General features: G+C 63.3%; 16 protein-coding genes. 5 read left to right on the forward strand and 11 right to left on the reverse strand.

What is annotated here, in order from left to right; genetic code table 11:
- Positions 1 to 117: 117 nt before the first annotated feature.
- The 4 genes from tal to P3T40_RS40750 all read right to left on the reverse strand — a co-directional run bounded on the left by tal (position 118) and on the right by P3T40_RS40750 (position 4,800).
- Positions 118 to 1,071: a transaldolase gene (gene tal, locus P3T40_RS40735; protein ID WP_429273351.1), complete on the reverse strand. Its 954-nt coding sequence runs from the start codon at positions 1,069 to 1,071 to the stop codon at positions 118 to 120.
- 271 nt (positions 1,072 to 1,342) lie between these two features.
- Entirely contained in the window at positions 1,343 to 2,563 is a 1,221-nt protein-coding gene (locus P3T40_RS40740; RefSeq protein ID WP_429273352.1) for a benzoate/H(+) symporter BenE family transporter, read from the reverse strand.
- A gap of 124 nt (positions 2,564 to 2,687) precedes the next feature.
- Positions 2,688 to 3,863: a vWA domain-containing protein gene (locus tag P3T40_RS40745; protein ID WP_429273353.1), complete on the reverse strand. Its 1,176-nt coding sequence runs from the start codon at positions 3,861 to 3,863 to the stop codon at positions 2,688 to 2,690.
- A 94-nt stretch (positions 3,864 to 3,957) separates the two neighbouring features.
- Positions 3,958 to 4,800, reverse strand: a complete 843-nt coding sequence (locus tag P3T40_RS40750) for an AAA family ATPase (protein ID WP_429273354.1) — start codon at positions 4,798 to 4,800, stop codon at positions 3,958 to 3,960.
- A gap of 308 nt (positions 4,801 to 5,108) precedes the next feature.
- Here P3T40_RS40750 and P3T40_RS40755 point away from each other — a divergent pair, with 308 nt between their 5' ends.
- Positions 5,109 to 5,477: a c-type cytochrome gene (locus P3T40_RS40755; protein ID WP_429273355.1), complete on the forward strand. Its 369-nt coding sequence runs from the start codon at positions 5,109 to 5,111 to the stop codon at positions 5,475 to 5,477.
- Positions 5,478 to 5,536: 59 nt separating this feature from the next.
- On the forward strand, positions 5,537 to 5,920 hold the full coding sequence (locus P3T40_RS40760) for a c-type cytochrome (RefSeq protein WP_429273356.1): 384 nt from the start codon (positions 5,537 to 5,539) through the stop codon (positions 5,918 to 5,920).
- Positions 5,921 to 6,056: 136 nt separating this feature from the next.
- On the opposite strand, the gene P3T40_RS40765 is transcribed toward P3T40_RS40760, so the two are convergent.
- The 3 genes from P3T40_RS40765 to rsxB all read right to left on the reverse strand — a co-directional run bounded on the left by P3T40_RS40765 (position 6,057) and on the right by rsxB (position 8,180).
- Positions 6,057 to 6,491, reverse strand: coding sequence for a DUF1841 family protein (locus P3T40_RS40765; RefSeq protein WP_429273357.1), 435 nt, complete (start codon positions 6,489 to 6,491; stop codon positions 6,057 to 6,059).
- A 154-nt stretch (positions 6,492 to 6,645) separates the two neighbouring features.
- Positions 6,646 to 7,290: an endonuclease III gene (nth, locus tag P3T40_RS40770; RefSeq protein WP_429273358.1), complete on the reverse strand. Its 645-nt coding sequence runs from the start codon at positions 7,288 to 7,290 to the stop codon at positions 6,646 to 6,648.
- A gap of 14 nt (positions 7,291 to 7,304) precedes the next feature.
- The gene (gene rsxB, locus P3T40_RS40775; protein WP_429273359.1) at positions 7,305 to 8,180 is read right to left on the reverse strand and encodes an electron transport complex subunit RsxB; all 876 of its coding nucleotides are present in this window, start codon (positions 8,178 to 8,180) and stop codon (positions 7,305 to 7,307) included.
- A 284-nt stretch (positions 8,181 to 8,464) separates the two neighbouring features.
- Between rsxB and P3T40_RS40780 the strand changes: the two genes are divergently transcribed.
- Positions 8,465 to 9,097: a TetR family transcriptional regulator gene (locus tag P3T40_RS40780; protein WP_429273360.1), complete on the forward strand. Its 633-nt coding sequence runs from the start codon at positions 8,465 to 8,467 to the stop codon at positions 9,095 to 9,097.
- Positions 9,098 to 9,312: 215 nt separating this feature from the next.
- Here the strand turns inward: P3T40_RS40780 and P3T40_RS40785 are convergent, their stop codons facing one another.
- Positions 9,313 to 10,590, reverse strand: coding sequence for a polyhydroxyalkanoate depolymerase (locus tag P3T40_RS40785; RefSeq protein ID WP_429273361.1), 1,278 nt, complete (start codon positions 10,588 to 10,590; stop codon positions 9,313 to 9,315).
- Positions 10,591 to 10,855: 265 nt separating this feature from the next.
- Entirely contained in the window at positions 10,856 to 12,700 is a 1,845-nt protein-coding gene (locus P3T40_RS40790) for a glycoside hydrolase family 15 protein (RefSeq protein WP_429273362.1), read from the reverse strand.
- A gap of 273 nt (positions 12,701 to 12,973) precedes the next feature.
- Between P3T40_RS40790 and P3T40_RS40795 the strand changes: the two genes are divergently transcribed.
- Positions 12,974 to 13,219: a hypothetical protein gene (locus tag P3T40_RS40795; protein WP_429273363.1), complete on the forward strand. Its 246-nt coding sequence runs from the start codon at positions 12,974 to 12,976 to the stop codon at positions 13,217 to 13,219.
- 218 nt (positions 13,220 to 13,437) lie between these two features.
- On the opposite strand, the gene P3T40_RS40800 is transcribed toward P3T40_RS40795, so the two are convergent.
- On the reverse strand, positions 13,438 to 13,590 hold the full coding sequence (locus P3T40_RS40800; RefSeq protein ID WP_429273364.1) for a DUF3096 domain-containing protein: 153 nt from the start codon (positions 13,588 to 13,590) through the stop codon (positions 13,438 to 13,440).
- A gap of 365 nt (positions 13,591 to 13,955) precedes the next feature.
- Here P3T40_RS40800 and P3T40_RS40805 point away from each other — a divergent pair, with 365 nt between their 5' ends.
- On the forward strand, positions 13,956 to 15,113 hold the full coding sequence (locus P3T40_RS40805) for a lactonase family protein (protein WP_429273365.1): 1,158 nt from the start codon (positions 13,956 to 13,958) through the stop codon (positions 15,111 to 15,113).
- A 98-nt stretch (positions 15,114 to 15,211) separates the two neighbouring features.
- Here the strand turns inward: P3T40_RS40805 and P3T40_RS40810 are convergent, their stop codons facing one another.
- The gene (locus tag P3T40_RS40810) at positions 15,212 to 19,387 is read right to left on the reverse strand and encodes a DNA translocase FtsK (protein ID WP_429273366.1); all 4,176 of its coding nucleotides are present in this window, start codon (positions 19,385 to 19,387) and stop codon (positions 15,212 to 15,214) included.
- Between the last annotated feature and the right edge of the window lie 113 nt (positions 19,388 to 19,500).

Genomic DNA, 19,500 nt, shown 5'->3' on the forward strand with positions numbered 1-19,500 from the left:
GATCCGTGCGCATGATGTTCTCCATTGAACAGGACTCGACGCGCTGATTCTACATATCAGTTCGCCGGCGAGTCCCCTGCCCACATAGGATCTATCAAGCCACGGGGGAGGCAGGCTTTAACGCAGCCCTTCGATCAGTTTTTCCAGCTTGACGGCGTCAGCCGCGAACGCGCGGATGCCTTCGGCGAGCTTTTCGGTGGCCATGGCTTCGTCGTTGACGAGGAAGCGGAACGTCGACTCGTCGACCGGCACGCGTTCAATATTCGCACCCTGGCCCAGTTCCGGCGACAGCTTGCGCTCCACCTTGTCGGTGCTGTCCTGCAGCTTTTGCAGCAGGTCGGGGCTGATCGTCAGCAGGTCGCAGCCCGCCAGTTCGAGGACCTGACCTGGCGTGCGGAAGCTCGCGCCCATCACCTCCGTCTTGTAGCCGAATTTCTTGTAGTACGCATAGATGCGGCGCACCGATTGCACGCCCGGATCGTTCGCGCCACCGTCCTTCGCCTCGTCCCACGCGCTGCCGGCGTTCTTCTTGTACCAGTCGTAAATGCGGCCCACGAACGGCGAGATCAGTTGCGCGCCCGCTTCGGCGGCGGCGGATGCCTGGGCGAGCGAGAACAGCAGCGTCATGTTGCAGTGGATGCCGTCTTTCTGCAGTTGTTCGGCCGCGCGGATCCCTTCCCACGTGGAGGCTAGCTTGATGAGGATGCGCTCGCGGCCGATGCCGGCGGCTTCGTACAGTTTGATCAGTTCGTGACCCTTGGCGATCGAGCCCTTGACGTCGAACGACAGGCGCGCGTCGACTTCGGTCGAGACGCGGCCCGGGATGATCTTGAGGATTTCGGTGCCAAAGGCGATCAGCAGGTTGTCGATAATCGCGCCAATCGGCTTTGACGCGTGGTCGCGCACGGTTTTTTCGAGCAGCGGACGGTAGTCGTCTTTCTGCACGGCCTTGAGGATCAGCGACGGGTTGGTGGTCGCGTCTCGCGGCTTGTATTGGGCGAGTTGCTGGAAGTCACCGGTATCGGCGACGACGGTCGTGAATTGCTTGAGTTGATCGAGTGCGGTAGTCATGTCGAGCCTTCAAGGCGCACAAGCGCAATGGTCCAAAGGTGGAGGGTGCCGCAGGGGTAACCGGGGGCGGTTGCTCCGGCGGCAGCATTTCACGCTGCGGCACTCCCATGATCCTGCCAGGAACGCCGCCCGGTACTTCTATTCTATGGCGGATCGGATGATGAGGCTTCAAAACCGCGCCTCTGCCGATCCGTTCAGCCTTCGCTGAGACTCTGGCTCTGGTCAGAGCTGCGTCCAGGCTGCGTTTCCGGACCGCATTTCCAGACTTCGCTCAGGTGCGCCGCGCGTTCAACACAAGCTGCGTCAGCACGCCCGCCACCAGCCCCCAGAAGGCCGAGCCGATCGACAGCAGCGTGAGGCCGGAGGCGGTCACCATGAAGGTGACCAGCGCCGCTTCGCGCTGTTTCAGATCCTGCATCGCGTTGGCCAGACCGCTCATGATCGAGCCGAATAGCGCGAGCGCCGCCACCGACACCACCAGCGCCTTGGGTAGCGAGGCGAACAGGGCGGCGATGGTCGCGCCGAAAATTCCGGCGATCAGGTAAAACACACCCGCCCAGACGGCGGCGGTGTAGCGCTTGTTGCGATCCTCGTGGGCTTCGGGGCCGGTACAGATGGCTGCGGTAATCGCCGCAAGATTGATGCCGTGCGAGCCAAACGGCGCGAGCAGCAGCGAGGCGATGCCGGTGGTGGCGATCAGCGGGGCGGACGGCGTCGTATAGCCGTCGGCGCGCAGCACGGCGATGCCCGGCACGTTCTGCGAGGCCATCGCGACCACAAACAGCGGAATGCCGATGCTGACGATTGCCGCGACCGAGAAGGTGGGCAGGGTCAGCACCGGTCGTGCGAGGGCCACATGAAAGCGGCTGAAGTCGAGCAGGCCGAGGCCGCCGGCCACCGCCGTGCCGACGATCAGCGTGGTCACGATCGCATAGCGGGGCGCGAGACGCTTGAGAACGAGATACGTGAAGAACATTGCCAGCACCAGCGCGGTCTGGAATTGCGCAGCGCGGAAGATTTCGATGCCGATCTCGAACAGGATGCCCGCCAGTAGCGCGGAGGCGATCCCCGCCGGAATCTTTTTCATCAGCGTGTCGAACCAGCCGGTCAGACCAACCACGGTCAGGAGCAGCGCGCAGACGATAAATGCGCCAATCGCCTCCGGATACGCCACATGCGGCAAGGAAGAGACCAGCAGCGCGGCGCCGGGCGTCGACCACGCGATCACAATCGGCGCGCGAAAGCGCAGCGACAGACCGATCGTGCACAGCGCCATGCCAATCGAAAGCGCCCAGATCCACGAGGAAATCTGCGCGTCGGACAGATGTGCCGCCTGGCCCGCCTGGAACATCAGCACGAGCGAGCTGGTATAGCCCGTCATCATCGCGACGAAGCCGGCTACCACGGCCGATAGCGACGTGTCCGAGAACGGCCGAAGGCGCGCGGGCGGTGCGGCGGAAGGGGACAGTTCGGGCGACGAAGGGGAATTCATGCAGAAGGTCTCAGTTTCTTTTGGGTAAGGTCTTGCTGGCGCTACGCATTGCCCAGCTGATTTGCAGAGCTTTGACTGACTGGACTCAATGAGCCGGGTTATTTGCCCGGCTCATTAATGAAGCTTATTTGCTCAACGCACGCATCGCTGTTTCAAGGCCGGCGAGGGTAAGAGGATACATCCTATGGCCGAGCACTTCGCGAATCACCGACACGGATTGCCGGTATTCCCATAGGCCCTCAGGCTCGGGATTCAGCCATGCATGACGCGGAAAATGGTCCGCCAGGCGCCGCAACCACACCGCGCCTGCCTCAGGATTGTTGTATTCCACCGAGCCGCCCGGCTGCAACACTTCGTATGGACTCATGGTGGCGTCGCCGACGAAGATCAGCTTGTACTCCGGCGTGAACTTGTGCAGCACGTCCCATGTGGGCATGCGTTCCGAATGACGGCGGCGGTTGTTTTTCCACAGGAAGTCGTACACGCAATTGTGGAAGTAATAGAACTCGAGGTGCTTGAACTCGGCCTTGGCCGCGGAGAACAGCTCCTCGGTGCGCTTGATGTGGTCGTCCATCGAGCCGCCCACGTCGAGCAGCATCAGCACCTTCACGTTGTTGTGGCGCTCCGGCACCATCTTCAGATCGAGCCAGCCGGCGTTGGCCGCGGTGCTGCGGATTGTGTCGGGCAGATCGAGCTCTTCGGCGGCGCCTTCGCGCGCGAAGCGCCGCAGCCGCCGCAGGGCGACCTTGATGTTGCGTGTGCCGATCTCCACCTGGTCGTCGTAGTCGCGGTAGGCGCGCGCTTCCCAAACCTTTACACCAGTGCGGTTGCCGCTCGACTCGCCGCCAATGCGGATGCCTTCCGGGTTATAGCCGCCGTTCCCGAACGGCGACGTGCCGCCCGTGCCGATCCATTTGTTGCCGCCTTCGTGGCGGTCCTTCTGCTCGTCGAACAGCTCTTTCAGACGGTCCATCAGCTTGTCGAGGCCGCCCATCGCTTCGATTTGCGCTTTTTCTTCCGGCGACAGGTCGCGCTCCAGCTTCTTTTTCAGCCAGTCGAGCGGCACGTCGAGCGCCAGTTCGGACTTCGTTGCCACGCCTTTGAAATACGCGCCGAATGCCTGGTCGAACTTATCGAAATACTGCTCGTCTTTCACCAGCGTCAGGCGGGCAAGGTAGTAGAACTCATCGAGCGACGGCGCGATCACGTTCGCTTTCAGTGCTTCGAGCAGCGTCAGGTACTCCTTCACGGAGACTGGCAACCTGGCCGCGCGCAACGAATAAAAGAAGTCGATCAGCATGCGGTTTCCTCTCTCGTCAGCGCACGCGGCGCGTTGGGCGTCCGGCGTGGCGGCGTATGGCGTGCGCTTCCCGTTTCCCGCGCACGCGCCAGTTTCAACGGTTGTTGCGGTTCATGAAAATGAGCCGCTCGAACAGGCTCACGTCCTGCTCGTTCTTCAGGAGCGCGCCATGCAGCGGTGGAATGATCTGCTTGTTGTCCGATGAGCGCAACGCTTCGGGCGGAATGTCTTCGGCGAGCAGCAGCTTCAGCCAGTCAAGCAGTTCCGAGGTGGACGGCTTCTTCTTCAACCCCGACACGTTGCGCAGTTCGAAAAAGCTCGCCATCGCCGCGCTCAGCAAGTCCTTCTTGATATTGGGGAAATGCACTTCGACGATCTGCTGCATCGTCACCGGGTCCGGGAACTTGATGTAGTGGAAGAAGCAGCGGCGCAGGAACGCGTCCGGCAGTTCCTTCTCGTTGTTCGACGTGATGATGACGAGCGGGCGGTGCTTCGCGCGCACCAGTTCGTGCGTCTCGTAGACGTAGAACTCCATACGGTCGAGTTCGCGCAGCAGGTCGTTGGGGAATTCGATGTCGGCCTTGTCGATCTCGTCGATCAGCAGCACGGTCTGCTGGTCCGCTTCAAACGCCTGCCACAGCACGCCCTTGACGATGTAGTTGCGGATGTCCTTGACGCGCTCATCGCCAAGCTGCGAATCGCGCAGGCGCGATACCGCGTCGTATTCATACAGGCCTTGCTGCGCCTTCGTGGTGGACTTGATATGCCATTGCAAGAGCGGCATGTCGAGGGCTGCCGCCACTTCCTCGGCGAGCATCGTTTTGCCCGTGCCGGGCTCCCCTTTGATGAGGAGCGGGCGCTGCAGGGTCATCGCGGCGTTGACCGCGAGCTTGAGGTCGTCGGTGGCGACGTATTGCGATGAGCCTTCGAAACGCATGGCGAGACGCTCTTTCGGGGAAAAATTCCAGTATAAGTCAGAAGCCCTGTTGGGCTGTGACGGGCTGGCGTATGGTGTCATCCGCACCGGCTGCCGCGTGCGCGGCCCGGTGGACGGGCGGCGCGCGAGGGCGGCCGGTGGCGAGCGGGGAGGCGCGCCGGGCCGCGCCTCCCGCCCGGTGGACGCCCGCGGCGGCGTCGCGGTACAATTAGCCCGATTTTTTTGGCCTGCGTGGCAACCCTAAAAGAAGAATGGTGCAGGCCGTTGCCTTTCGGGCGTCCGTTTCCCCTCAAGCCAGGTTACATGCTATGAATAAATTCGTCGGCAAACACGTCGTAATCGCAGCGCTGTCGGTGCTAGCGGGCTACGCGGCCAGTGCGCAGGCAGCGGATGTCGTCGGCAACGCCAAGGCAGGTCAGGGCAAGGTCGCGATGTGTATTGGCTGCCACGGCATTCCCGAATACCGCACGGCGTACCCGGAGGTCTACCGGGTGCCTATCCTCGGCGGCCAGAATCAGGCGTACCTTGAGAACGCGCTGCACGAATACAAGAAGGGCGACCGTCACTTCGAGACGATGCACGCCATCACTGCGTCGCTGTCGGACCAGGACATTGCCGACATCGCTGCGTACTATGCGGCGCAGACCCCCGCTTCGAAAAGCAATCCCGACAAGTAATCGGCTGCGGTCATCCATCCAGTCATTCGGCTATTTACTTTCGCGGGACAGGAGAATTCATGAAGAAGCCTCAACTGGCACTCCATAAGATGTTCAAGGCTGCATGTGCAGCGGCGGCATTGCTCGGTCTGGCAGCAGCCAACGTGGCGCATGCCGCCGACGCCGGCAACGGCAAGGTGCTGGCCGACGCGCACAACTGCGCAGCCTGCCATGGTGTGAACCTCAACAATCCGGTGAGCCCGGAATATCCAAGGCTCGCAGGCCAGCATTCCGACTATATCTATTGGGCGCTGCGCCAGTATCAGATGGGCAACGGCAACCCGCACTTCGGACGCAACAACGCGATCATGCAGGCCCAGGTGCAAAGCCTTTCGCAAAGCGATATGAAGGACATCGCGGCGTACATCGAATCGCTGAGCGGCAATCTGGTCGAGAAGAAGTAAGCGTCTTAGCTCCCGCTTCGCGTGGCTTCGCTGATATGAAAACACCCCGCTTTGCGGGGTGTTTCGCTTTGGGGCGGACCTGGGATACTGGAACTCATGGATCCTGGCACTACGGCCACGCTAACGACGGGCCGTGTCAGTCGCGCGAGGCGCGACGTTCGATACGCTGCAGGTAGGCGTCAGTGTCGGGCGGTGTGCCGCTGCGCTGCGCTTCCCACAGGGTTTCCCCGAGGCACTCCATGATCGCGTGCTGCGCGTCATGGGTCGAGCCGAGACGGGCGGCAAGGCGCTCGTGGGCGGCGCGAATGCCGGGCGGTTGATCGATCGACAACTGTTCACTGATCGCCAGATGCATCGACAGATGCAGGAACGGGTTGGTCTGGCCGCGCTCCGGCGAGTAGTCCTGAGCAGACGCGGCGTCGCCCTCCGTCAATTCGGCATGGTATTCGGGGTGTTCGACGATCCAGTCGGCGGCGATGGCCTCGAGCGGTGTCAGGATCGCGCCTTCGCGCTGCTTGCGCCAGGTCTCGGTGAAAAAGCTTCGGACTTCGTCGCGGCTGGGATTGAACATCGTGGACTGGAAGCGGTATTGAAGGGTGCGCGCATGAAGGGCGAACCCTGTGCGCGACGGCAAGCGGTCATTTTACGCCGGGGGCGGGTGTCGTGCTGGTACGCGGCCTTGGCAAAGGGCCAGTGGCGTTGCTTTGCCGGAAACTCCGCGATGCTTACAGATCAGGCGGCGGTGTCTTCGGCCTGAACTCGCACAGCGGCTCGATTACACAATGCCAGCATTCGGGCCGGCGCGCCTTGCAGACATAACGTCCGTGCAGGATCAACCAGTGATGCGCATCCTGCAGGAACTCGGCGGGCGTGAATTTCTCCAGCGCCGCTTCGACCGCGCGCACGTCCTTGCCCGGCGCCAGGCCAGTTCGATTCGCAACCCGAAAGATGTGCGTGTCGACCGCGATGGTCGGATGGCCGAAGGCCGTGTTCAGCACCACATTGGCCGTCTTGCGGCCGACCCCCGGCAGACTTTCGAGCGCCTCGCGGTCGTCCGGCACCACGCCGTCGTACTGATCGAGCAGAATGCGGCAGGTTGCGATGACGTTCTTCGCCTTGGTCCGATAGAGGCCGATGGTCTTGACGTAGTCGGCCACGCCTTCTTCGCCGAGAGCGAACACCTGTTGCGGCGTGTTCGCGACCGGGAACATCTTGCGCATCGCCTTGTTGACCGACACGTCGGTCGCTTGCGCGGACAGCATCACCGCGATCAGCAGTTCAAACGGCGTGGTGTATTCGAGTTCGGTTGTGGGATGCGGGTTGAGGCTCTGAAGCGTCTCGTAGATGGCGCGGCGTTTGTTCGCGTTCATACCGGGGCGGGTGATCAGGGTTTGGGTGCACGAGGCGTGATGGGAGCCTCGTCGGCTGGCGCTGCTTGCGCCGGCTCAGCGGCTTCGATGCCGAGGCGTCGGCGGCGGGCTTCCGCGGCGTCGATCTGGGCTTGCACGTCGGCACTCACGCGCTCCGTGTTTTGCGGACCGGTGCCTTTGGCGGCCAGTTCTTGCTTCTTCTGGCGAGCGCGTTCGAGCGCGGCCTGGATGATCGCGCGTTTCCTGGCGTCGACGTCGTCGGAAGAAGTGCCGGCGGCAGGTCCTGACACACCGGCCTGCGTAGCGGTCACGGCAGCGGCAGGCTCGTGGGCTGCGCTACTCGCTGCCCGGCGCGCCGCCACGCGTGCTTCTGAAGCATTGCGTTCGCGCTCGAGACGCGCCTCGCGCTGGTCGTGGCGTTCGCGGGCGGCCTTGGCCTGTTCTTCGGTCCATGCATCCCAGCCGGTTGCAACGCCCGTGACGGGCACCATCGCAATGCAGTCGACCGGGCAGGGCGCGACGCACAGGTCGCAGCCGGTGCACAGCGCCTCGATCACCGTATGCATCTGCTTCGGTGCGCCAAGGATCGCGTCTACCGGACACGCTTGCATGCACAGTGTGCAGCCGATGCACAGACTCTCGTCGATTACCGCCAAAGGCCGTGGTCGTTCAACGCCATTGGCGGGATTAAGCGGGATCAATGGCTTGCCGAGCAGGACGGCCAGCCGCGCCACGCCTTCGGCACCGCCCGGCGGGCACTGGTTGTAGTTGGCTGTGCCAACGGCTACCGCTTCGGCGTACGGCCGGCATGCTGCATAGCCGCACTTCGTACATTGTGTCTGGGGAAGCAGATCTTCGATGCGGTCTGCGAGTGTTATGGAATCGGTCACAGTGTCACGACAGTCAGGCTTGCCGGCAGAGGCCACCGGGGCGCCTGGCGGCAGACGGGAGCAGTACGAATTAGCTGACTCCGTCAGGCGTAGGGGAAATAGCACATTATCGCCGATTTCCCCGATTGCGATTGTCAAACCATGTGCCATAATCGAAGCGCTTTTTCGAAAGACCGCAGGAGGGTGTCCCCCAACCATGGCGCGCCCGCTAACGCTGTCGGTGCAAGGCCCCGAGGAGAGGCCGGCGGCGCGATCCGGATAACGCGGCTCACGATGATGCCACCATGAATCAGCCGAAAATCAAAAGAGATCCTGAAGGCACCCGGCGCCGTATTCTGCTCGCGGCAGCTGAGGAATTTGCAAATGGTGGTTTGTTCGGCGCACGCGTCGACCAGATCGCCCGCCGCGCAGAAACCAATGAACGAATGCTCTATTACTACTTCGGTAGTAAGGAGCAGCTATTCACGGCTGTGCTCGAACACGCCTTTGGCGCGTTGAACGAGGCAGAACGCACGCTGGAATTGAACGGTATTGCGCCGGTCGAGGCCATTACGCGTCTTGCGCATTTTGTGTGGGACTACTACCGGGATCACCCGGAGCTGCTGCGTCTCATCAATAACGAGAACCTGCACGAAGCGCGCTATATGCAAAAGTCCACGCGCATTCGGGAAATGATCTCGCCGATTGTTGCGACGCTGGGCAGCATCCTGGAGCGCGGCCAGCGCGCCGGCCTGTTCCGTACCAATGTCGACCCACTGCGTTTTTACGTCACGCTCTCGGGCATGGGCTACTACATCGTGTCGAATCGCTTCACGCTGGAGGCGACGCTCGGCCGCGATTTCAGTACTGCTTCCGAGCGCAGTGAGGTGATACAGATGAACACCGAGTTGCTGCTCGCGTATCTGCTTAGGCGTTAAAACCAGGCGCTGCACCAGGCATTAAACGCCACACACCGCGTTTTTGGCGGCAAGAAGCGCGCGATCAGGGTGCATGTGTACGGAGCGACGCTGCGCGTACAGTCACGAGTCTCAAAACAGCAACGGCCCCCGCAGGGGCCGTTGTTTGCATTTGATGCGCGCGCAACCTTCTGGGTGACGTCCCGGTTTACCCGGACCGCCCTGCGCAGTCGCGTTCAGGCTTCGACTTTTTCCTTCGCAACCTTCGGGCTTTTGTTGTGTGCGAGGATGAAGTCGCGCAGTTGCGGGTAAATGATGGTGCGCCAGCGGCGGCCCGAGAAAATGCCGTAGTGGCCGCACTTTTCTGCGGTGAAATGCTGCTTGTGCTCCGCCGGAATGCCGCTGCACAGATCTTGCGCGGCGCGCGTCTGGCCATCGCCGGAGATGTCGTCGAGCTCGCCTTCGATCGTGAAGAGGGCGGTCTTCTTGATGTCCTGCGGCCGCACGCGTTCGCCCGCCACATCCCAGGTGCCTTCGGCCAGGCGGAATTCCTGGAAGACCACGCGGATCGTGTCGAGGTAGTAGTCAGCGTCCATGTCGAGCACAGCGTTGTACTCGTCATAGAAGCGGCGGTGCGCTTCGGCGTCGTCTTCGTCGCCACGCAAGAGGCTCTGGTAGTAATCCCAGTGCGAGGCTGCGTGCCGCTCCGGATTCATGGCCACAAAACCCGTGTGCTGCAGGAAGCCCGGATAGACTTTGCGCCCGACGCCCGGATAGTTCGGCGGCACCGTGTAGATCACGTTGTTGTCGAACCATTCGAACGAGTGTTGGGTGGCAAGCGAGTTGACCGAGGTCGGGCTCTTGCGCGCGTCAATCGGGCCACCCATCATCGTCATCGTGCGCGGCGTTTCTTCGCCGCGGCTCGCCATCAGCGAAATGGCGGCCAGCACCGGCACCGTCGGCTGGCACACGGAGATCACGTGCAGATCTTTTGCGCCAATGTGACGGATGAATTCCTGAATGTAAGCAACGTAATCGTCGAGATGGAACGCGCCTTCTTCGAGCGACACCATGCGTGCGTCGATCCAGTCGGTGATGTACACCTTGTGATCCTGTAGCAGGGTGCGCACCGTGTCGCGCAGCAGCGTGGAGTGGTGGCCGGAGAGCGGCGCGCACACCAGTACGATCGGCTCGTCTTTCAGTTGGCTGACAGCGGCGCTGTCGTCAGCGAAACGCTTGAAGCGCAGCAGACGGCAGAACGGCTTCTCGATGATTGTTTGTTCGATGATCGGGATGTTATGACCATCTTTAACAATCTGGTGCAGATTGAATTCGGGTTTTTCGTAGTCTTTACCCAGCCGGTAGAGCAATTCGTAACCGGCGGAAAGACGAGTGGCGCCTGGGACATAGGCGAAAGGGCTGGCCGGGTTCGCGAAGGATTTCGACGCGGCCTGGGCCCAGGCGGTCAGCGGGCTGAGCAGAGCCCGCTGGAATTCGTGCAATTGATAGAGCATGGGCGCTCCGGTGTTGGGGCGGTTCGCATGGGGCTTCGCAAACACGCATATCGCGTTGCGGCGGGCCGTTTTGGTTGTAGGCGCTTGATTATCGGCCAAGAGTCTCGCTTGATGATATCGGACAAAGCGAATTTGTGCAATGCAGCAACGCGAGAGCCCTCAGCAGCTAAAACGTCATTAAATCATGGTACGAGCGATGTTGCTGTGCCGCTATCGGGGGTTGCCGCAGGGTCAAGTTCGTCCGCATGCGTGTCGTTATGCCCCATCAAGCGTCCGCGGTCGTTTTATCCGTCGACGCGCCATCATGTGCCGGTTGCCCGGTCGCCTTCGCGATCTCCTGCTCGTGTTTCATCAGGTTCAGCCCGGTATGCACCAGCGCGACGTGCGAAAACGCCTGCGGGAAGTTGCCGACGAGGCGCTTCGCAGCCGGGTCGTATTCTTCGGCCAGCAGACCGACGTCGTTGACGAGCCCGAGCAGGCGTTCGTACATCTCCTCCGCTTCGGCGACGCGCCCTTGCATCGCGAGGTTGTCGACCATCCAGAAGCTGCAGGCAAGGAAGGTACCTTCGCCGGGCGGCAGGCCGTCATCGACTTCGGAGGTGCGGTAGCGCATCACGAAGCCGTCGCGTAGCAGGTATTTTTCGGTGGCGGCGAGCGTGCCGATCACGCGCGGATCCGACGGCCGCAGGAAGCCGACCTGCGGCAACAGCAGAACGCTCGCGTCGAGTTCGTCGCCGCCGTAGACCTGGGTGAAGGCATTGAGCTGGGGGTTCCAGCTCTTCTCGCAGACTTGCGCGTGAATCTGCTCGCGAATCTCGCGCCAGTGCTCGAGCGGCCCAGGCAAATTGAAAGATTCGGCAGACTTGATCGCGCGATCGAACGCAACCCAGGCCATTACCTTCGAGAAGGTGAAATGCTGGCGTCCGCCACGCGTTTCCCAGATGCCTTCGTCGGGCTCCTGCCAGATCGTTTCCAGATGTTCGAGCATCTCGCACTGCACGTTCCAGGTGGTTTCGTCCGCTTGCAGGCCGCCTACCCGCGCCAGATGCAACGCATTCATCACTTCGCCGTACACATCGAGCTGCAACTGGCCGGCCGCGTTATTGCCGATGCGCACAGGCTTCGCGCCCTGGTAGCCCGGCAGCCAGTCCACCTCGAACTCGGGCAAGCGCCGCTCGCCGCTAATCCCGTACATGATCTGCAACTGCTCGGGCGCGCCGGCCATCACGCGAGCCAGCCAGCTACGCCACGCGCGCGCCTCGTCGAAGTAGCCGCCGCGCATCATGGCGAGCAGTGTGATGGTGGCGTCACGCAGCCAGCAATAGCGGTAGTCCCAGTTGCGAGTGCCGCCGAGCTGTTCGGGCAGGGAGGTCGTGGGGGCGGCCACGATGCCGCCTGTCGGCTCATAAGCGAGCGCCTTGAGGGTAATCAGCGAACGGCGGATCGGCTCGGCATACTTGCCTTCAACCGTGCTGCGCGCCGACCACTCGAGCCAGTGGTTCTCGGTGCGCGCGAGGGCTGTGTGCGGATCGCGGGCAGGCGGAATGCGCAGGTGCGACGGCGAATAGGCCAGTGCAAATGGCACCCGTTCGCCGGGAGATACGGTGAATTCGGCGACGGTGTGCATATTCTCGCCGCGCAATTCGACCGGCGTGCGCAGCACGGCGGTATCCGGTCCGACGATCGCCTTGATGCCGCTGTCGTGCTTCAGGCGGCTGACCCACGGAATCGAAAAGCCGTAATCGAAGCGCAGCACCAGTTCCATCTTCATGCGCACCGTGCCGCGCCGGCCTACCACGATCCGCACCAGTTCCGACCAGCCGTTGCCGGGCGGCATGAAGTCGATCACGGTGACCGCGCCTTCGTCGGTCTCGAAGTCGGTCTCGAGGATCAGCGTTTCGCCCCGATAGCGGCGGGTGATCTTCGCCGGCTTGTCGGAGACGGGGGCGATCAGCCAGCGGCCGTTCTTTTCGGTGCCGAGGAGTGCGGCAAAACACGCGCCGGAGTCGAAACGCGGCCAGCAGAGCCAGTCGACGGAACCGTCACGGGAGATCAGTGCGGCCGTGTGGCCGTCGCCGACGAGGGCATAGTCTTCGATGAGTGCGGGCATAGGTGACTGGGTAAGCGGAATGAGCGGAGCGTAGCAGGGTGTCAAGCGTACGCCTGGAACCTCGGGACGTTGTTATTACCGGACCTCGGGCATTCGGTTTGGTTCAGACTGCCTGACGGGCAGGGTCGGAATAGATTCTGGGCAACCTCGCATTGGCATTTTGAGAAGTGCTGCCTACAATCGGACTTTTGAATGATGGGCGAGGATTTGGCACGCAAGTGCAGGAATGCTGGGTCGTCGCGCACGCAAACGCTGTTTTCGAGGACGAAAGCCATGCTCAACCCGTCGAAATCCGATTGCATCACCATTCTCTCGGCCGCCAGCGAACTCACTGACGATTCCATGCTGCCGCTCGATGCCGGCCGCCTGGGCCTGTCCCGCAACGGGATGCTGGCCGCTCTCTCCTTCCTGATCGAGCGCGCCTGCTTTAAGCGTTATCGGGAGGGTGACGGCCATTATGCCGTCGGCGGCCTGTCGCTGCAGGGACGCTTGCGGCTCGACCAGCTCGCGAACGGCTAAGCCACGCGGGTAGTCCCGAAGAACTGGTCAGCGGCGACTTCTGCTGCCATCTTCACGTCAACCGGCCGAGGCCAACAGGCGCCCGGTTGGATCTGTGCGTCCTGACGTTTACCTTGCATTTGCCCTGAAGCTTGCCGCGCGGCGTTTGCCGTCTATAGCACGCGGCATGCCGCGGGTGGTGGGCGACGCGTCATGGGCCACCCGTCGGCCCCGCAAACTCAAAAGTGAGAGGCTCCTACGCCAAAGATTCCGATGACCCCGATGATGATCAGATAGACCGCGACGATGTAGTTCAGAAGGCGCGGCATCACGAGAATGAGAATGCCGGCGATCAGCGAAACAAGCGGGCCCAGACTGAATGTGACGTTCATGGAGACTCCGAGTGGTGGGACGGTGTGAGAGAGGGTTCTCATCGGGCGCCAAGGTACACCGCCCGCCAGCACCGGTTGCCAGCCTCGCGGGCTGCGCGATCCGGCTCAACGCTTTGCTTCTATCTTCTATACTTGCGCCGATAACTAAAACGTTCCAAATCGCGTGGCAGACCAGCGACACCACCAAAGCCGAATAACCCGATGTCCAGGAGGTCGACATGCATCGTAGCGCCAGAGTCGCCGCAAGTGCCGGGTCACAGCCCTCGTCACAGCCCTCGTCACAGCCCTCGCTTCAGTCTGTCCGGAAGGCCGCGTTTCTCCAGCCAGCCCGGTCTGCCCATTCGATAATAAAAGGTTTCGTGCTTATGGTCTCGCTAGTTGCTTCCCATGCGTTTGCCCAGGATGCCGGCCCGGCGCCCGCCGACGGTGTCTACGACATGATTGTCGGCACCTACACGGGTGGCAAAAGCGAGGGGATCTACGTCTACCGGTTCGATACGAAGACCGGTGAGGCCACCCCCGTGTCGGTCGCAAAGACGGTCAACCCGTCGTATGTGGTGGTGAGCAGCGACCGCCGCCATGTCTACTCGGTCAACGAACTTCCTGGCGACAATGGACCGGCTTCGCAACGCGGCGGCATCAGCGCGTTTGGTTTCGATCCGGCGAGCGGCCAGTTGACGTTTCTCAACAAGGTGTCGTCGGAGGGCAATGACCCGTGCTATCTGAAGATTTCGCCGGACGGCAAGTATCTGCTGACCGCGAACTATTCGGTGGCGGCGGACCCGGGCGGCAGCTTCGCGGTGTTTCCGCTGCAGGCTGATGGCCAGGTGGGTCAGGCGGTGTTGACCGTGCATCATGAAGGCGGTGGTCCGGTGAAGGGTCGTCAGGACAACTCCCATGTGCATTCGACGGTGTTCTCGCCGGATGGCCAGTATCTGTTCGCGCAGGATCTCGGCGCGGACAAGCTGTACTCGTACCGCTACACGCCGGATGGCAGCCGGGGTCTGTTCGGTCCCACCGAGTGGCGTTATACGGATGTGAAGGCCGGCAGCGGTCCGCGTCACCTGGTGTTCGGGTCGGATGGCAAATACGCGTATCTGACGAGCGAACTGGCTGCCACTGTCAGCACGTTCCGCTACGACAACGGCAGACTCACGCTGCTGCAGGTGTCGCCGCTCACCGAGCCGGGCTTCAAGGGGCAGGTGGGGGCCGCGGCGATCCATCTTTCGCCGGATGGACGTTTCCTCTATGCGACCAACCGGGGCGACGCGAACCAGATCGTGATCTTCTCGGTTGATCAGGCCAACGGCCATCTGAAGCTGATTGGCCGCCAGTCAAGTCTCGGCAAGTCGCCGCGCGAGTTTGCAATCGATCCGACAGGTAACTGGCTGATCGTCGGCAATCAGAACAGCGACACGGCCTACGTCTTCAAGCGTGATCAGCAGACCGGTTTGCTTGAAGCGAATCCGAAGGAGATCGAAATGGGTTCGCCGGTCGATTTCAAGTGGGTTTCACCGTCTTGAGGTTGGAGTGTGACGCGGCGTCTTGAACCCTAAGCAAAAACGGGCCTCGCAAGCATGCATGCTTCCGAGGCCCGTTTCATTGAAGCGGCGGCCTTTGCTTATTCAGCGGGTCCGGGCGCGAGCACTTCGCGGCTGCCGTTGATGCCCATCGCCGATACCAGTCCCGCCGTCTCCATCTGCTCGACGAGCCGAGCTGCGCGGTTGTAGCCGATGCGCAATTGCCGCTGCACCGACGAGATCGACGCGCGCCGCGTGCGGACCACGAAGGCCACGGCTTCGTCGTAGAGCGGGTCGGCTTCGGCGTCCGGTGTGTCGCCGAACAGGTCTTGGGTCGCGCCTTCGGAAGCGGGGCCGTCGAGAATCCCTTCCTCATATTGCGGCTCGCCGAACTGCTTCAGATATTCGACGATCCGATGCACTTCCTCGTCGGCGACGAACGCGCCGTGCACACGCTGCGGATAGCCGGTGCCCGGCGGCAGGAACAGCATGTCGCCCTGGCCGAGCAGGGATTCGGCGCCCATCTGGTCGAGAATCGTGCGCGAGTCGATCTTCGACGAAACCTGGAAGGCAACGCGTGTGGGGATGTTGGCCTTGATGAGGCCGGTAATGACGTCGACTGAGGGACGCTGCGTGGCGAGGATTAGGTGGATACCGGCCGCGCGGGCTTTCTGCGCGAGACGGGCGATCAGTTCTTCAATCTTCTTGCCTGCGACCATCATCAGGTCGGCCAGCTCGTCGATCACGACCACGATCAATGGCAGCGTCGCGAGCGGCTCAGGGGCTTCGGGCGTCAGCGAGAACGGATTGCCGAGTTTCTTGCCGGCGGCCTCGGCGTCGCGGATTTTCTGGTTGAAGCCCGCGAGGTTGCGCACGCCGACAGCCGACATCAGCCGGTAGCGCTTCTCCATTTCGCCGACGCACCAGTTGAGCGCGTTGGCGGCAAGCTTCATGTCCGTGACGACCGGTGCGAGCAGGTGCGGAATGCCTTCATAGACCGACAGCTCGAGCATCTTCGGGTCGATCATGATCAGCCGCACTTCTTCGGGTGTCGCCTTGTAGAGCAAGGACACGATCATCGCGTTGATCGCCACCGATTTGCCCGAACCGGTCGTGCCGGCCACCAGCATATGCGGCGCCTTGGCCAGGTCGGCCACCACGGGATGGCCGGTGATGTCCTTGCCCATCGCGAGCGTGAGCATGGAGTGCGAGTGCTGATAGACATTCGCCTCGAGAATTTCTGACAGGCGGATGGTCTGCCGCTTCGCGTTCGGCAACTCGAGACCCATGCAGGTCTTGCCGGGAATCGTTTCGACCACGCGGATCGACGTGAGACCGAGGCCGCGCGACAGGTCCTTCATCAGGCCTACGATCTGGCTGCCGCGCACGCCGAGCGCGGGCTCGACTTCGAAGCGCGTGATCACCGGGCCCGCCGATGCGCCTACTACCGTCACCGGCACCTTGAACTCCTGCAGGCGCTGTTCGATCAACTGGCCGGTTTCGGCGAGGCGTTCTTCCGAGACGGGTTCGACGTCAGTGTCGGCGCGCGCGAGCAGGTCGAGCGTCGGTAGTTCGACCATCGACGCAGCGGGTGCGTGGAATTCGAACACCGTCGGTGCGTGGCCGCGCACAGGCGGGCGCGGCGCGATGGGTTCGTTGGCCGGTTCGCTGCGCGGCAGGGTGAGCGGCGCGGGGGCGGGGCCGTCCAGGGGGGCGGTGACGGCGTCGTCGGCTTCGTTGTCGGTTTCGCCAAAAGTCGGCGCGAGGGCTCGGGCGGCAGTTGTCGCCGCAGTGTGGTCGGGCGGGCCGTCGTCGAGACTGTCGATGGTTGCTTCCAGCGGTTCACGTGTGGCTTGAGCCTCGATGCTCGTTACGTTCGCCGCAGCGAAGCTGGGGAAACGGACGACGTTCGATGCGGCAGGGGCGGGTGCGGCCGCTGGCGTTGCAGCTTGAAGCGGTGGAGACGTTGGCGTAACGCTCGGCGCGCGTGAGCTGTAGTCTGGACCGGCAGCTTCGGTGACTATATGCACGGGCGCGTTCGGTGACGCGGCGGGAAGCGCAGCGACGGCGTCAATTTTTACGACGGCGTCAATTTCTGTTTCCCATGGCGCGAGCGTTTTGTCGATGACGACTTCCGCTGCCGGTGCGGGCGTCATGTTCGCGGCGGCTGTCGGGTCGACGTTCGCGGTGGGCGTCGCCATTGTCGTGCTTTGCGCGACTATGGTCTCTGCCACGGTTGCGGGTTCCCAAGTGTCGGGCGTCGCCGGCGCTGACGTCTCTGCGATGGGTTCGGAGCGCAGCAGGGCGGCTTCGTCCGCCGCAGAGGCTGGTGCCGTCGGCGCGGCGGTCGATGCCTCGCGAATGTCTGCGCGCGGGGACGTGTCTGCCAGCACCTTGAGCGAAGGGGCGTCGACAGCAGCGAGACGTGACGTGGCGACGGGCGCTTCAATGGGATCTTCCGACTGCGCCGACGCGGCCGGTTGAGCGTTCGAGTGTGAGATGACGGGAGCTTGTGCGGCGGTCGACGCGAGGCCCGCGATCGGTGCCATCGGCACCGCAGCGGCGTATTCCGTTGCGCTCGGTCCCGGCATCGCCGCGACGGGTTCATCCGCCGGCGCGCTGCTAGTGGGCTGCCCAGCTTCCGGCGGCACGATCGGCCACGTCACCGGTTCGGTAAGCTCAGGGGTCGCAACGGGCGCCTGGGTCGCCAACTGGCCGGACAGATCGGCGCTGGAGTTGCCGTCCGTCGCTGCCCCGTTCGCTGGCGTTGACGTTGACGTCGACATTGGCGCCTCAAGCGCTGCATCTTCCGCGTCCGGCGTAGCAGGCGCGTCGCTCGTGATCCTGATCGTCTCGGGACCGGTGCGTCGAGCGAGGCTGGCGCCTGCAATCGTAGTCCAGCGTGCGGCGTTCTCTTCGATGCTGCGCAGCGTCTCCTGCACGCTGGCGGGCGGAGTGATGCGTTCGGTCGTCGCGGCGGGCCGGGAAAAGCTCGGAGCGCGCGAACCGGAGATGTCCGAACGCCGACGCGTCTCAGCCGCGTTGGCGACTGGCCGCTGCGCTTGCATCGGAGTGGGCGGCGGCGCGTTGCGCGTGGCCGCGGACGGTGTGCTGGGGCGCACCGGTTGGCTGACGTGTTGCATCGACGGCGCGCGGTTCACGGCTGTCATGGAGCTCGGCGTCGTGCCAGATGAGCTCGGCCGGCCAGGTGAGCGGCCATCGAGGTTCACCGCGGAGTGGCCCGTGACGCGAGCGCCGCCTATACCCGAACCCGTGCCAATCCCCGTGCCGAAGCCCGAGGCCGCATTGGCGCTCACGCCTGCGCCTGCGCCGAGGCCAGTACCGGAGCTAACGCTCGAAGCCGCGCCGACGCCCGAAGCCGAGCCAAAACCTGAACCAGCGCGGGTACCGTCGCCGGCACCCACACCACGCGCTGCCGCGGCACCGCGCGGCGTCGAGCCCGGCTCGCGCAACCAGCCCGCTGGCGCGACGGGTTCAGCTGGTGTCCAGGGAGCGGCCTTATCGAGCGCCACGCCGGGCTTCTGCGCCGGCGACGGTCCGCCGCCTTGCCGAACTGGCGTGCCAACCCGCAATCGGCCAGTGCTATCTGCTGCCGCCTGACCGCGCGCCGCCGCATTCCCCGCTCGCCAACCTGCGTTGCCTTGCGCTGCGGTCCCGCGCGCGTCGCCTCCCAGCGCATCCTTGCCCGGCGCTTCCTTCCCGCTAGCCTGGCCAGCTGCGCCCGCACTCACTCCACGTGTCGCGGCCGGCGGCCGCCATACGGTTGGACGTGCGTAGCGGCCCTTGGTCTTCGGGGCCATCGTGTTGGTCGGGGTCGACGCATACGGGGGCAGCGTGTCGTCGATACTGCTGCGCCGGCGCGCGTCCTCATCGCGTTTGGCAAGCCCGCGGCTCAGGCCGAGGCCGAATGCGCCGTCCGCCCACATGGCGACGCTGCTCCAGCGAAACTCGAGCAGCCACGGCAGGCTCACGGCCAACAACCCGAGCATGACGAGCGGCGTGCCGATGTGTCCCAGCAGCCGGCCGAAGCCGCCCGCCAGCGCGTGCCCAAAACCGTCGACGCCCACCATGCCGAGCAGCGACGCTTCCAGCGTGCAGCTCGCCACGAGGACGCAGATAAAGCCGAGCCAGAGCCGGATCGTGCCGGGCCCGCGCACGCCGACGCCGCCTGGCAGCACAGACTTCACAAGACGCCACAAGAGAGGGAGGAACCAGACGGCTGACCCGCCGAACCAGCCGAAAACTACCGTGTGCATGCTAGACATCAACGAATGACGGATCCGCGAAAACGCAACCCGTCGAGTTTAAACCGGCGAAGCACGACGCTTCGAAGACAGCGGCAAGCGGGCCTGCACCTGCTTGACCTGCT

The organism is Paraburkholderia sp. EB58 (assembly GCF_050436665.1).
Classification (GTDB): domain Bacteria; phylum Pseudomonadota; class Gammaproteobacteria; order Burkholderiales; family Burkholderiaceae; genus Paraburkholderia.

Excerpts from the sequence above, each read along its gene's own strand:
- tal (WP_429273351.1), bottom strand. The coding sequence starts at position 1,071 with ATGACTACCGCACTCGATCAACTCAAGCAATTCACGACCGTCGTCGCC.
- P3T40_RS40740 (WP_429273352.1), bottom strand. The coding sequence starts at position 2,563 with ATGAATTCCCCTTCGTCGCCCGAACTGTCCCCTTCCGCCGCACCGCCC.
- P3T40_RS40745 (WP_429273353.1), bottom strand. The coding sequence starts at position 3,863 with ATGCTGATCGACTTCTTTTATTCGTTGCGCGCGGCCAGGTTGCCAGTC.
- P3T40_RS40750 (WP_429273354.1), bottom strand. The coding sequence starts at position 4,800 with ATGCGTTTCGAAGGCTCATCGCAATACGTCGCCACCGACGACCTCAAG.
- P3T40_RS40755 (WP_429273355.1), top strand. The coding sequence starts at position 5,109 with ATGAATAAATTCGTCGGCAAACACGTCGTAATCGCAGCGCTGTCGGTG.
- P3T40_RS40760 (WP_429273356.1), top strand. The coding sequence starts at position 5,537 with ATGAAGAAGCCTCAACTGGCACTCCATAAGATGTTCAAGGCTGCATGT.
- P3T40_RS40765 (WP_429273357.1), bottom strand. The coding sequence starts at position 6,491 with ATGTTCAATCCCAGCCGCGACGAAGTCCGAAGCTTTTTCACCGAGACC.
- nth (WP_429273358.1), bottom strand. The coding sequence starts at position 7,290 with ATGAACGCGAACAAACGCCGCGCCATCTACGAGACGCTTCAGAGCCTC.
- P3T40_RS40780 (WP_429273360.1), top strand. The coding sequence starts at position 8,465 with ATGAATCAGCCGAAAATCAAAAGAGATCCTGAAGGCACCCGGCGCCGT.
- P3T40_RS40785 (WP_429273361.1), bottom strand. The coding sequence starts at position 10,590 with ATGCTCTATCAATTGCACGAATTCCAGCGGGCTCTGCTCAGCCCGCTG.
- P3T40_RS40790 (WP_429273362.1), bottom strand. The coding sequence starts at position 12,700 with ATGCCCGCACTCATCGAAGACTATGCCCTCGTCGGCGACGGCCACACG.
- P3T40_RS40795 (WP_429273363.1), top strand. The coding sequence starts at position 12,974 with ATGCTCAACCCGTCGAAATCCGATTGCATCACCATTCTCTCGGCCGCC.
- P3T40_RS40800 (WP_429273364.1), bottom strand. The coding sequence starts at position 13,590 with ATGAACGTCACATTCAGTCTGGGCCCGCTTGTTTCGCTGATCGCCGGC.
- P3T40_RS40805 (WP_429273365.1), top strand. The coding sequence starts at position 13,956 with ATGGTCTCGCTAGTTGCTTCCCATGCGTTTGCCCAGGATGCCGGCCCG.
- P3T40_RS40810 (WP_429273366.1), bottom strand. The coding sequence starts at position 19,387 with ATGCACACGGTAGTTTTCGGCTGGTTCGGCGGGTCAGCCGTCTGGTTC.